8 protein-coding genes and 1 tRNA gene are annotated in these 12,990 nt (G+C 67.5%); 6 read left to right on the forward strand and 3 right to left on the reverse strand.

Annotated elements, in window-relative coordinates; genetic code table 11:
• Positions 1 to 121: 121 nt before the first annotated feature.
• Together NZL82_RS19835 and NZL82_RS13140 are read right to left on the reverse strand one after the other, a co-directional pair.
• Positions 122 to 586, reverse strand: coding sequence for a DUF6538 domain-containing protein (locus NZL82_RS19835; RefSeq protein ID WP_405051377.1), 465 nt, complete (start codon positions 584 to 586; stop codon positions 122 to 124).
• 65 nt (positions 587 to 651) lie between these two features.
• Positions 652 to 727: transfer RNA gene (locus NZL82_RS13140), tRNA-Thr, on the reverse strand.
• A 123-nt stretch (positions 728 to 850) separates the two neighbouring features.
• Here NZL82_RS13140 and NZL82_RS13145 point away from each other — a divergent pair.
• Positions 851 to 1,669 carry a hypothetical protein gene (locus tag NZL82_RS13145; protein WP_261270207.1) on the forward strand — a complete coding sequence of 273 codons (819 nt, stop codon included), beginning with the start codon at positions 851 to 853 and terminating at the stop codon, positions 1,667 to 1,669.
• Between the two features lie 92 nt (positions 1,670 to 1,761).
• Positions 1,762 to 6,363, forward strand: coding sequence for an NAD-glutamate dehydrogenase (locus tag NZL82_RS13150; RefSeq protein WP_261270208.1), 4,602 nt, complete (start codon positions 1,762 to 1,764; stop codon positions 6,361 to 6,363).
• Positions 6,364 to 6,701: 338 nt separating this feature from the next.
• On the opposite strand, the gene NZL82_RS13155 is transcribed toward NZL82_RS13150, so the two are convergent.
• Positions 6,702 to 8,492: an aminopeptidase P family protein gene (locus tag NZL82_RS13155; protein ID WP_261270209.1), complete on the reverse strand. Its 1,791-nt coding sequence runs from the start codon at positions 8,490 to 8,492 to the stop codon at positions 6,702 to 6,704.
• Between the two features lie 134 nt (positions 8,493 to 8,626).
• On the opposite strand from NZL82_RS13155, the gene NZL82_RS13160 reads away from it, so the two are divergent.
• The 4 genes from NZL82_RS13160 to NZL82_RS13175 all read left to right on the forward strand — a co-directional run bounded on the left by NZL82_RS13160 (position 8,627) and on the right by NZL82_RS13175 (position 12,942).
• Positions 8,627 to 9,733 (forward strand): glycoside hydrolase family 43 protein, encoded by a 1,107-nt coding sequence (locus NZL82_RS13160; RefSeq protein ID WP_261270210.1) that lies wholly within the window; start codon positions 8,627 to 8,629, stop codon positions 9,731 to 9,733.
• Between the two features lie 169 nt (positions 9,734 to 9,902).
• Positions 9,903 to 11,972: a S9 family peptidase gene (locus tag NZL82_RS13165; RefSeq protein WP_261270211.1), complete on the forward strand. Its 2,070-nt coding sequence runs from the start codon at positions 9,903 to 9,905 to the stop codon at positions 11,970 to 11,972.
• A complete protein-coding gene (locus tag NZL82_RS13170; protein ID WP_261270212.1) occupies positions 11,948 to 12,553 on the forward strand; it encodes a DedA family protein in 606 nt (201 codons plus the stop codon). Before NZL82_RS13165 ends, NZL82_RS13170 begins: the two co-directional genes overlap by 25 nt.
• On the forward strand, positions 12,550 to 12,942 hold the full coding sequence (locus NZL82_RS13175; RefSeq protein WP_261270213.1) for a thioesterase family protein: 393 nt from the start codon (positions 12,550 to 12,552) through the stop codon (positions 12,940 to 12,942). Before NZL82_RS13170 ends, NZL82_RS13175 begins: the two co-directional genes overlap by 4 nt.
• The last annotated feature ends 48 nt before the right edge of the window (positions 12,943 to 12,990 follow it).

Consider the following 12,990-nt stretch of genomic DNA (forward strand, 5'->3'; position numbering starts at 1 on the left):
CCGGGCAATGACCTCCATCCGCCCCATCTCCTGACCTCCTTCTGGACTCCAGAAGGAGACCACCACAGGTCAGGACATCAACGGCTACGCGACAGTCGGCAACACGCGGCTAACCGGACGGTTACGCAAACGTGGACCGGTAGACGATCGAGCTTTTTGACGTTCGGCTGATCGTTGGATCGGTTAGATAACGCTCGCAAACCTCGGCGAACGTTAAGCTGCACGACGTAAAAGAGGTGCGGCAAACCGGGCTAGGTTTCGCGATGACGACCCGGTCTTGAACGGTAGCCGCGCCACCTGCTTGCCGAAGAGCATCAAACTGCCTTTCGATGTCGCAAGCAATTTCCCTGACTGATCGTCTGGCCACAGCGAGAGAGGCTGTCTTCAACGATCGATTTATCCGGGGCTTGCCAACGATGGCGATCAGGTCAGCCGGAACGCGCGTTCGATACTGATAAACCGCACCTCGACGCCACAAGCCGCACGGCAGTCGATTGGGCGACACCTCGGGGCTACAGTTTGCCTTGCCATTTTGTGCGCGATTAGAGTCGTTTAACCCATGGTCCGCAAAGGTGATGGGCGACACCAGCGGGCTACAATCGGCACGAGGCTGTTGCTCAAGCAGTTGTTTTTTTGATGTTTTCGGGGAGATGGTGCCGCTTACAGGACTCGAACCTGTGACCCCCGCATTACGAATGCGATGCTCTACCAGCTGAGCTAAAGCGGCACGTGATCGATCGAACCGGCTGGTGTCCGGTCGAGGTGGGCGCGCTTAACAGGTCGTTGGGGGGCTGGCAAGCGTCTTTGCGATCTTTACTCGGGGTTAACTATAGGTCGGCATGACCATGGCATGGCCAGGAAGACCGTCACGAACAGCCCGTCGCGCCCCGAAACCCCCATCGGCGGGGATCGGTCGGAGGATCGAGGCGAGGATGCGCTGCTCGACCTGGGAGTCGTCGAACGGCGATTGCATGCGCGGGCCTATCATCACTGGGCCTCGTTGCTCGGGGATGCGCGTTTTCCGGTGATCGGATCGCTCGAGTCCGATGCGATCGGGGATTTCGCGGCCAATTCCGTCCTTCTGGACTTTCGGGGCGATCGGCGCGATCCCGCCATCGCTTATATCGGCCAGGCGCTTCGCGAGGAATGCGGCATGGCGGGGGTGGCGAAGCGGGTGTCCGATGTGCCCGAACGGTCGCTGCTCGCCAGGATGACGGGGCACTGCGACCAGATTTTGCGGGATCAGGCCCCGGCCGGGTTCGAGGCGGAGTTCGTGAACGAGCGGGGGCGCACCACCCTCTATCGTGGGATTCTGCTGCCCTATTCGTCCGATGGGTTGATGATCGACTTCGTGCACGGCGTGGTCAGCTGGAAGGAACTGGCGGACCCGCTCTTGCAGGCGACGCTCGATTCGGCCCTGTTGCGATCGGCGAGCCGCCGGGCGGAGTCGGTGGCGCAGGAGCCGGCCGCGGCCTTGTGGAATTCCGCGACTGCCAAGCCGACTGCGGAACCCAGCGTGATCGGTCATGTCGATTTCGCGGTCGATGCCGCACCGGGTACGCCGGTGGTGCTGGTCGGCCATGTCGATGCTGCGGGCGGCGTGGCGATCACCGGTTCGGTGACGGGCGATCCACGGCTGGCCGAAAGGGTATTGCGCGCTACGCGCTGATAATTGCGCTGCGGCGTAATATCTTTTCTCTTGCGGCAAAGGGTTGAGCGGGGCGGAACGCGGGCCTAGGACTTGCACCCATGGCACCGAATATGTCGCATCCGATGGCCGACGCGATTGCCGCACGGCTGACCCAGGGCGCCCTTCCGGCGGAATTGCAGGGGTTCGGCCCCGCGGAGGTGGCTGCCGCGGCGGCCTTCGTCGCGGGTGTGGCCCGGCGGCGCGCGCCGGGCGAGCCGTCGATCGCGCTGGAGCCGATCTCGGGCGACGACACGCATCGCCGGATGCGGCTGGCCATCGTCAATGACGACATGCCCTTCCTGGTTGATTCGATCGCGGCGATGGTCGGTGCGGACGGGATCGCGATCGACCGGGTGATCCACCCCGTCCTGCCCGTGACCCGCGATGCGGAGGGCGAGCTTCAGGCGATCGGCACCGGCGGCCGGTCCGAATCCTTCATCTATCTGGAAATGGAACGCGCCGATGCGCGCGACCGGCGCGGGCTGGTCGACGATCTGCGCGCGGTGCTGGCCGATGTCCGCGCCGCCGTGGCCGACTGGTCGGGGTTGCAGGACGCGCTGGCCGCCGATGCGACGACGCTGGGCGAGAAGAATGGCGAGGGCGCAGCGCTGCTCCTGTGGTTCCTAGGCGGCAAGCTGACGCTGCTGGGCCATGAGAAATGGTTCGAGGACGGCCGTGACGCACCCGCGCTGGGCGTGGCGCGGACGCCGCACAAGGTGCCGCTGCTCGCTGACACCTCGCGTCAGCGGGCGCTGGACTATTTCGCGCAAGGTGGGGCGGCGCCGTTGCTGCTCAAGTCCAACGCGATCTCGACCGTGCATCGTTCGGTACCGCTCGACCTGGTGCTGGTGCCGGTGATGGAGGAGGGCCGCGTCGCTGGCCTGTCGATCCATGCGGGTCTGTGGACCAGCGCCGCGCTCGCCAGCCCGCCGCATGAGGTGCCGGTGCTGCGCACGCGGCTCGCCGCGCTTCAGGCCAAGTTCGGCTTCGACCCGCGTGGCCATACCGGCAAGGCACTGACCCATGCGCTGACCGCGTTGCCGCATGATCTGGTCACGGCCTTCCCGGCCGAGGCGCTGGAGCAGCTGGCGCTGACCGCCATGTCGCTGGCCGACCGGCCGCGGCCCGAGCTGGTGCTGATCCGGTCGGTGTTGCAGCGGCATCTGTTCGCCTTTGTCTGGCTGCCGCGCGACGAACTGACCACCGCGCGGCGCGTCGCGATCGGCGACATGCTGGGCGAGGCGGCGAACGGCTCGTTGCTCAACTGGTCGATCGCGCTGGAGGACGGCGTCGTCGCGCTGATCCGCTATACGATCGACCTGCGCCAGGACGGCCGCCTGCCCGATACGGCGGCGCTGTCCGAGCGGCTGCGCAAGATGGTGCGCGGCTGGATGCCCGATGTCGAGGCGGCGCTTGCCGAGCAGGTGCCCGCGCCCCGTGCGGCGCGCTTGGCCCTGCGCTGGGCCAATGGCTTCCCGACCAATTACCGCAATGTCAGCGACGCGGCCGAAGCCGCCGCCGACATTCTGCGTCTCGCGTCGCTGGAGAATGAGGGGAGCCGCTCGGTGCGCCTGTTCCCGGTCCAGCTGGGGCAGGATCGCCAGCTGAAAATCTACAAGCTGAACGGCGCGCTGCCCTTGTCGGACGCGGTGCCGGTGCTGGAGAATTTCGGCTTCCGCGTGATCGGCGAGCTGCCGACCCGGTTGCGCGACGATGCCGATCCCTTCGTCCACGACTTCATCGTCGAGACCGAGGCGACGACCGAGCCCAAGGGCGCGGCGGTGCTGGAGGGGGCGATCGCCGCCGTGCTGGAGGGCAAGGCGGAGAATGATGCGTTCAACCGGCTGATCGTCGATGTGGGGTTGAGCCCCCAGGCGGTGGTGCTGTTCCGCGCCTGGTTCCGTTATCTGCGTCAGGCGGGGCTGCCTTATGGGCTGACCACCGTGGTCGACGCGCTGCGCCGTGCGCCCAAGCTGGCGACTGCGCTGATCGAGCGGTTCACCGCCGCGCATGATCCGAAGGCGACCGGCGACCTCGCCGCCGCCGATGCCGCGATCGCGGCCGGGCTGGATGCCGTCTCTGCGATCGACGACGACCGTATCCTGCGCAGCTTCCGCGACATGATCGCGGCGACCCTGCGCACCAATGCCTTTGCTGAGGCGGGCAAGGAAGCGCTGGCGTTCAAGCTGGACAGCCACAGGATTCCGGGCCTGCCCGCACCGCTGCCGTGGCGCGAGGTCTGGGTCTATAGCCCCCGCGTCGAGGGTATCCACTTACGCGCCGGACCCGTCGCGCGTGGCGGTCTGCGCTGGTCGGATCGCCGCGACGACTTCCGCACCGAGATTCTGGGCCTGATGAAGGCGCAGCGGGTGAAGAACGCGGTCATCGTGCCCACGGGCGCGAAGGGCGGTTTCTACCCCAAGCAACTCCCGTCGCCCGTTACCGACCGCGACGGCTGGGCGGCCGAGGGCAAGGAAAGCTACCGCGTATTCATCCGCGCGCTGCTGTCGATCACCGACAATATCGTCGAGGGCGCGGTGGTGCATCCGGCGGGCGTGCGCGTGCTGGACGGCGAGGACCCCTATTTCGTGGTCGCCGCCGACAAGGGCACCGCGACCTTCTCCGACGTGGCCAATGCGCTGGCGCTGGAGCGCGGCTTCTGGCTGGGCGACGCCTTTGCCTCCGGGGGCAGCCAGGGTTATGACCATAAGGCGATGGGCATCACCGCCAAGGGCGCCTGGGTCTCGGTCCAGCGCCACTTCGCCGAGCGGGGCGTGGACGTGCAGAGCCAGCCCATCCGCGTCGTCGGCTGCGGCGACATGTCGGGCGACGTGTTCGGCAACGGGATGCTGTTGTCCAAGGCGATCAAGCTGGTCGCGGCGTTCGACCATCGCCATATCTTCCTCGATCCGAATCCCGATCCCGCGACCAGCTGGGACGAGCGGGCGCGGATGTTCGCGCTGCCCCGGTCGAGCTGGGCGGATTACGACACCGGCCTGATCTCGCCCGGAGGCGGCGTCTTCCCGCGTTCGGCCAAGACCATCCCGCTGTCGGACGAAGTCCGCGAGGCGCTGGGCATCACCGCCACCTCGCTCGAACCGGCGGCGCTGATCTCGGCGATCCTCAAGGCCCCGGCCGACCTGCTCTGGTTCGGCGGCATCGGGACCTACATCAAGGCGGCGGCGGAGAATAACGTGCAGGTCGGCGATCCGGCCAACGACCGGCTGCGCGTCGATGCCGAGGATCTGCGCGTCACCGCCATCGGCGAGGGCGCCAATCTGGGCGTCACCCAGGCCGCGCGCATTGCCTTTGCCGAGCGGGGCGGGCGGATCAACACCGACTTCATCGACAATTCGGCGGGCGTCGACTGTTCGGATAACGAGGTCAACATCAAGATCGCGCTGAACCGCGAGATGATCGAGGGCCGTCTGGCAGAGGGCGACCGCAACAGGTTGCTCGCCGCGATGACCGATGACGTGGCGCATATCGTGCTGGAGGATAACCGGCTCCAGACTTTGGGCCTGTCGATCGCCGAGGCGGACGGGGCGGGCGCGATGCCCAGCTATGTCCGCGTGATCGAGATTTTCGAGAGCGCCGGGCGGCTCGACCGCGCGGTCGAGGGGCTGGGCAGCAACGACGTGCTGCTGCGGCGCGGGCAGGACGGGATTCCGCTGACCCGGCCCGAACTGGCGGTGCTGCTGGCGACGGCCAAGCTGACCTTGCAGGACGCGATCGAGACCAGCCCGTTGGCGCTGGACGACGAACTGCGCCCCGATCTCCACGCGGCCTTCCCGCCCGCGATGCGGGAAGCGTTTGGCGAGGCGATCGACCAGCATCGCCTGCGCGGCGAGATCGTCGCGACCAAGCTCGCCAACCGGATCGTCAACCGGATGGGCATCCTCCACCCGTTCGAACTGGCGGAAGAGGAAGGCGCGGCGATGGCCGACATCGCGGCGATGTTCGTGGTGGTCGAGCGGCTGTTCGACCTGGGCGGGCTGTGGACCGCGATCGAGACGGCGGCGATGCCCGAAGCAGCGCGTATCGCCCTGTTCGACGAGGTGGCGCGGGCGACCCGTTCGCAGATCGCCGATTTGCTGCGCGCGATGCCGGCGGGCACCTCGCCCGGCGCGGCGCTGGAGCGGTTGCAGCCGGGGATCGAGCGGCTGGCGGCCGAAACGCCCGCGTTGCTCCGGGACGAGGCCAAGGCGCAGAGCGCGCGGGTGGTCGCCGTGCTCGAAGAGGCGGGGGCTCCGGCCGAACTCGCGGCGCGGGTGGTGCGGGTGTCCGAACTCGACGGTGCGGTGGGGCTGGCCGATCTGGGCCAGCGGCTGACGCTGGACGAGACGCGGTTGACCCATGCCTTTACCCGTCTGGGCCAGGCGCTGGGCCTCGACTGGGCACAGGGGCAGGCGGCGCGGATCAACCCCAGCGATCCGTGGGAGCGCCTGCTCATCGCAGGGCTGGCGCGCGATTTCCAGCAGCAGCGGCTCGACTTCCTCGGCCGGGCGGGCGCGACCGACCCCGAAGCGGCGGTCGAGGCTTGGCTGGAGCGCAATGCCGCGCGGGTCGGCCAGTTCAAGGCGGTGATCGACCGGGCCCGCCTGGCCGCACAGCCCAACGCCGCGATGCTGGCCCAGATTGCGGGCCAGGCGCGGGTGCTGCTGGGGCGGTAAGCGGAAAGGGAACACTGTTCCCCGGCGAAGGCCGGGGTCCAGTTTCTTTGCCGTGTGAGGCGCGCAAAACGCCGCGTGGGAGGCCTCTCCCGCGCGGCGTTTTTGTTCACGCGAAGCCGCGAAGGCGCGAAGAAGGTTGGTTCGCGCGGAGACGCGGAGACGCGGAGTAGAAATTTTATTCGCGCAGAGGCGCAGAGGGCGCAGAGAAGACATGACGCGCGCAGCGCCCTCTATCCTTGAGCGCCCGAGATAAGAGGGCCGCTGGCGCGGCAGGCGAGACACCTCCGCGCCTCCGCGCGAACCAACCTTCTTCTTCTTCGCGGCTTCGCGCGAAAAAATCAGACCGCCGCGCACTTCTCCAGCAACCAGTCGCGATCCGCGCCCTCCAGTTCCGGCGCCAGCACCTCCGCCACCCGCGCATGATACGCGTTGAGCCAGTCCCGCTCCCCCGCCGTCAGCAACTCCGTCACGATCAGCGTCCGCTCGATCGGGCAGAGGGTCAGCGTCTCGAACCCCAGCATGTCCCGGTCTGCGCCCGCAATCTCACGCGGTTCGACCAGCACCAGATTCTCGATGCGGATGCCATACTCGCCCGCCTTGTAATAACCCGGCTCGTTGGACAGCATCATGCCCGCGCGCAGCGGCTCCATCGCGGCGCCGCCGGGATAGTTGGGTGCGGCGATACGTTGCGGCCCCTCATGCACGGACAGGTACGCGCCGACGCCGTGGCCGGTGCCATGCGCATAATCCAGACCGACCTCCCAGAGCGGCCGCCGCGCCAGCGAGTCGAGGTGCCCGCCCAGCGTCCCGTCCGGGAACACCGCCGTCGCCAGCCCGATATGCCCCTTCAGCACGCGGGTGAAGCGGTCGCGCATTTCGTCCGTGGGCGCACCGATCGGCATGACGCGGGTGATGTCGGTGGTGCCGTCCTGATACTGCCCGCCGGAGTCGATCAGGAAGAGCTGCCCCAGCTCGATCGCCGCATTCGATTCCTCGGTGACGTGATAATGCGGGCTCGCGCCATGCGCCCCGGTGGCCGAGATGGTCGAGAAGCTGGTGTCCTTGAGCAGTCCCGTCGCCTCGCGGAACGCCAGTAGTTGCGCGGCGGCGGACAGTTCGGTCTGCCCGCCCTTGGGGCATTCGCTCTCGACCCAGCGCAGGAACTTCACCATCGCCGCGCCGTCCCGGACCGAGGCGGCCCGGTGCCCGGCGACCTCGGCGGGGTTCTTGATCGCCTTGGTCAGCACGACGGGATCGCGAAGCGCCAGCACCTTGGCCCCGCCCGCCTCCAGCGCTTGCGCGATCGCCGCCACCGCGCGCTCGGGATCGGCGACGACGCGCCGCCCCGCAAAGCCGGTCAGATAGCCCTCGAACGCCGCGCGGTCATGTAGCCGCACCGCATTGCCCAGATGCGCGCGAACCTCGGGCGTGATCTTGTCGGGCGCGACGAACAGGTCGGTTTCGCCATCCGCATGGACGATCGCATAGGACAAGGCGACCGGCGTATGCGCGACGTCGGTGCCGCGCACGTTGAGCGTCCAGGCGATCGAGTCCAGCGCCGACAGCACCACCGCATGGGCGCGCTGCTCGGCCAGCCATTCGCCGATCCGCGCGCGCTTGGCCGCCGCGCTCTCGCCCGCCACCGCATCGTCCTGCACCGTCATCACGGCGGGCGAAGGGGCGGGGCGGTCGGTCCAGATCGCGTCGATCGGATTGGCGCCGACCGCGAGCAGTTCCGCGTCGCGATCGGCCAGCGCGGCGGTCATGTCGGTGACCTGCTGGCGGGTGTGCAGCCACGGGTCGTAGCCGATCCGCTGGCCCGCCGCCGTCTCGCGGCCCAGCCAGCCCGCCACGCTGTCCTGCGGCACGGGGATATAGGCATAATCGTCGCCCGACACCTGCTCGCGCACCTGGAGCGTATAGCGGCCGTCGGTGAAGATCGCCGCCTTGTCCGCCAGCACAACCGCGCTGCCTGCCGAACCGCCGAACCCGGTCAGCCAGCCCAGCCGCTGCGCATAGTCGCCGACATATTCGCTCATATGCTCGTCGGTCAGCGGGACGACGAAACCGTCAAGGCCAAGGGATGCCAGTTCGGCACGAAGGGCGGCAAGACGGGCGGAATGGGACATGGGAAGCGGCCTGACAGCAATGGGAAACGGGGCCGGTCTAGCCCTGCGCCCGTACAGCGTCGAGCCTCTCCGGGGGCTTGAGGAATTTGTCAGACGATATACGATCCGCTGCGACGGGCATTTGGGAGGATCGGATGATAATCGACCGGCGGGACATGCTGGTGGGGGCGGGCGCGGCGGCGCTGATCGGGGGCGGTGGCGCGCGGGCGGCCGGGCTGGACGGCTTCCACCCCGGAGAGGTGTGGAACGACACGAAGGGGGTGGCGATCAACGCCCATGGCGGCGGGCTGTTGCGGCACGGCGGACGCTGGTGGTGGCATGGCGAGCACAAGACCGAGGGCGAAGGCGGCAATACCGCGCTGGTCGGCGTCCATGCCTATAGCTCGACCGATCTGGTGAACTGGCGCGACGAAGGGGTCGCGCTGTCCGTGTCCGACGATCCCGCCAGCCCGATCGCGCGCGGCTGTATCCTGGAACGGCCCAAGGTCGTCCATAATCCGCGCACCCGCAAATTCGTGATGTGGTTCCATCTGGAACTCAAGGGGCGGGGATATGGCGCCGCGCAGGCGGGCGTCGCCGTGGCCGACCGGCCGCAGGGGCCGTTCCGCTTCCTGCACGCGGGCCGGGTCAATCCCGGCATCTGGCCCGCCAACGCGACGGCCGAGGACAAGACGCCCGGCACGATCCTGTCGCGCGACTTTCCCGCCGGGCAGATGGCGCGCGACATGACCGTCTTCGTCGACGGCGGCACCGCGTGGCACATCTATGCCTCGGAAGAGAATGCGACGCTGCAGATCGCCCGGCTGGCGCCCGACTGGACCCGGCATGACGGCTATTATGTCCGCGCGCTGCCCGATGGCGGGAACGAGGCGCCCGCGCTCTTCAAGGCGAAGGGGCGCTATTATATGTTCGCATCGGGCCTGACCGGCTGGCGGCCCAATCCGGGGCGGGTCTATGTCGCGGACGCGGTCACGGGGCCGTGGCGCTCGCTGGGCAATCCGGTGCGCGGGAGCGAGATGGACCAGAAGACGACCTTCCACTCGCAATCGACCTTCGTCCTGCCCCTGCCGCCCGAGCGGCCGGGGGGCGAGCCGCGCTTCATCTTCATGGCGGATCGCTGGCGGCCGGAGAATGCGATCGACGGGCGCTATGTCTGGCTGCCGGTGGAATGGGAGGGCGAGACGCCGGTGCTCCACTGGCGGGATCGCTGGACGCTGGCGGACGGGTGGAAGGCCAGGTAACCCCGCCCTCCGTTCAGCCTGAGCGAAGTCGAAGGCCACGGGATTCCCTTCGTGGCCAAGCGCGGAACGTGCGCTTCGACTTCGCTCAGCGTGAACGGGAGGGATGGCATGAGAAAGAGCCGAGCCGCCGCCTCTTCCGGCAGACCCCAACCCTAGCTACATCCGGGTGATGACCGAACCCGTTGCGCTGACTCCGCCCGTTGCCGAAACCCGTGCCCACAGCTTCACCGCGCATGGCATCACCATCGAAGATCCCTATGCCTGGCTGAAGGACCCCGCTTACCCGGAGGTCACCGACAAGGACGTCCTGTCCTATGTCGAGGCGGAGAACGCCTATTTCGAGGCGGTCATGGCCCCGCGCCAGCCGCTGATCGAGCGGCTGTATGAAGAGATGAAGGGGCGGATCAAGGAGGACGAATCCTCCGTGCCGCAAAAGGATGGCGACTGGCTCTACTGGACCGCGTTCGAGACGGGCGGGCAATATCGCAAATGGTGGCGCAAGCCGGTCGCGGGCGGCCCCGACGAGCTGCTGCTCGACGAACCGGCGCTGGCCGAGGGCAAGGAATATTTCCGGCTGGGCGCCTTCTCGATCAGCAACAATGGCCGCTACCTCGCCTATGCGATCGACGACAATGGCTCCGAACGGTTCGAGGTGCGGATCAAGGACCTGACCACCGGCGAACACCTGGCGGAAGTCATTCCCGGCATGTTGTCGGAGATCGTCTGGACAAAGGACGACAGCGGTTTCCTCTACGGCGTGGCCAATGCCCAGTGGCGGACCGACAATGCGCGCTTCCACAAGCTGGGCACGCCGGTCGCGGATGATGTCGAGCTGTTCCACGAGAATGACGAGGGCTACCGCGTCGCCGTCGCCGAGACCTCCGCACGCAACTGGATCGTGATCGCCACCGGCGACCATGTCACCAGCGAGGTGCGACTGGTCCCCTCCGACAATGTCTTCGCCGAACCGATCCTGGTCGCCCCCCGCAAGGAGGGCCGCGAATATGATGTGGACGAGCATGACGGCACGCTGTTCATCCACACCAATGACGTGGACCCGCAATTCCGCCTGTGCACCGCCTCGATCGAGGCACCCGGCGACTGGCACGAGCTGATCGGGCCCAACCCGCATTTCTACATGACCGGGGTGGAATGCTATAAGGACTTCTTCGTGGTCGAGGGGCGCGAGGACGGTTTGGACCGGATCGCCATCCACCGCTACGACTCGCCGACCGTGCCACAGCGGATCGAATTCCCCGAGGCGAGCTACACGGCGGGTCTGGGCGACAATCCCGAGTACGACGTGTCGGTTCTGCGGCTGGGTTACGAATCCATGGTCACGCCGGGCACCGTCTATGATTACGACGTCGCGACCGGCGGCCTGACCGTTCTGAAGGTGCAGGAAATCCCCTCGGGCTATGACGGCGACAAGTACCGGACCGAGCGGCTGAAGATTGCCGCGCGCGACGGGACGATGGTGCCGGTGTCGATCGTGTACCCGAAGGATTTCCCGCGCGACGGATCGGGCAAGCTGTTCCTCTATGCGTACGGCGCCTACGGCTATGCGATCCCGCCGGGCTTCTCCACGGGCCGCATGAGCCTGCTCGATCGCGGCTTCGCCTATGCCATCGCGCATATTCGCGGCGGCGACGATCTGGGCCAGCAATGGTATCTGGACGGCAAGCTCGAAAAGCGCACCAACACCTTCCACGATTTCGTCGATGTCGCGAATGGGCTGATCGCGGGCGGCTGGACCAGCCAGGGGCAGATCGCGATTGCGGGCCGCTCGGCGGGCGGCGAGCTGATGGGCGCGGTGGTCAATTCCGACCCCGAACTCTGGGGCGCGGTGATCGCCGATGTGCCCTTTGTCGACGTGCTCAACACGATGATGGACGCAGAGCTGCCGCTGACGCCGGGCGAATGGCCCGAATGGGGCAATCCGATCGAGGACAAGGCGGCGTTCGAGCTGATCCGTAGCTACAGCCCCTATGACAATGTCCGGCGCCAAGCCTATCCGCCGATGTTCATCTCGGGCGGGCTGAACGATCCGCGCGTCACCTATTGGGAGCCCGCCAAATGGGCCGCCCGGCTGCGCGCGACCAAGACCGACGACCATCTGCTGCTGCTCAAGACCAATATGGGGGCAGGGCATGGCGGCAAGTCGGGCCGGTTCGAGAGCCTTCGTGAAGGCGCGGAGGAACATGCCTTCGTCCTGTGGCAGATGGGAGTGGAATCCTGAGCATCGAGGCGATCGTCGCGCGCTATGGCGTGGCGGCGATCGCGCTGGGCGCGGGGCTGGAGGGGGAGACAGCGGTCGTCACCGGCGGCATCCTAGCGCATCAGGGATTGATCGGCTGGCCCGCCACGCTGGTTGCGGCGGCGGTGGGGTCGTTCCTGGCGGATCAGATCTTCTTCACCATCGGCCGCCGGTCGCGCGACGGGCGCTGGGTGGCCAAGCTGCGCAAGCGACGGGTCTATGCGCGCGTGACGCGGATGATGGAACGCTATCCCGTCGGCTTCATCTTCGCCTTCCGCTTCCTCTATGGCCTGCGCACGATCAGCCCGGTCGCGATCGGGACCAGCCAGGTGTCGACCCGGCTGTTCGTCGCGGTCAACGCCGCATCCGCCGCATGCTGGGCTTCGATCTTCGTCGGCATCGGTTATCTGTTCGGCGAGGCGTTCCAGGAACTGGCGGCGCGCTATCGTCCCAGCCTGCGCCATATCCTGATGGCGGCGGCGCTGGTCATGGTCGCCGCCGCGATCGGCTGGGGCGTCCGCGCGCTGTGGCAAAGGTACAAGGACCCGAACGAACAGGCATGAGCCGCTTTTCGATCCAGATCACCGCAGGCCCCGACCATATCGACGAGCTGGGCCATGTGAACAACGCCGTCTGGGTCCAGTGGATTCAGGAGATCGCCACCGCCCATTGGGAAGCGGTCGCGCCGCCCGAACATGTCGCGGCGCATGTCTGGGTCGTGACGCGGCACGAGATCGACTATCGCGGCAATGTCGTAGCGGGGGAAACGGTGACGGCGGAAACCTGGGTCCCCAACCCGCCCAAGGGCGCGCGGTTCGACCGGCATGTCCGCTTTCTGGATGCCGAGGGGCAGGTGAAGGTGGAGGCGGTGACGACCTGGGCGCTGCTCGACCGCGCCACTGGCCGCCTGCTCCGCGTCACCGCCGAGATCGCCGCGCCCTTCATGGTTTGACCGCAAGAAGCGGGACGCGCGGGGCGCGGGGATCGGCTAGGGTCGGTC

The organism is Sphingomonas sp. LC-1 (assembly GCF_025371035.1).
Lineage (GTDB): Bacteria > Pseudomonadota > Alphaproteobacteria > Sphingomonadales > Sphingomonadaceae > Sphingomonas > Sphingomonas sanguinis_E.